We start from the raw sequence: 331 nt of genomic DNA, 5'->3' as shown, positions 1-331 counted from the left end.
ATGAGTATCATTGTCATGGACATTGCGACACATCGAACTTTGGACATCGTACGCTCCCGGCAGAATACATATTTACGCAGCTATTTCCTTCAGTATGATCGCCAGGTTCGCTGGGCAGTGCAGACAGTCACAGTCGACCTATATTCACCCTATCGGGCTTTTATTCATGACGTTTTTCCCAATGCGCTCATTATCGCCGACCGCTTCCACGTCATAACTCAAGCTTATCGGGCGCTAAATCAGGTGCGGATCCAAGCCATGAAACAAGCCGGACATGGTTCGCACAATTCATGGGCGCTAAAACATTATTGGAAATTATTAACCAAAGATT

General features: G+C 46.2%; 1 protein-coding gene. It reads left to right on the top strand.

The genetic code is table 11. The annotated features are described in order from the left end of the window. Positions 1–331 (top strand): transposase (locus FC65_RS11240; protein WP_162257075.1); only part of this gene is annotated, 331 nt, incomplete at both ends.

This window comes from Ligilactobacillus acidipiscis DSM 15836 (assembly GCF_001435755.1).
GTDB classification, from domain to species: Bacteria; Bacillota; Bacilli; order Lactobacillales; family Lactobacillaceae; genus Ligilactobacillus; species Ligilactobacillus acidipiscis.
Note: the sequence above shows the minus strand (reverse complement) of the source record. Positions and strands in the feature narration are given on the sequence as shown.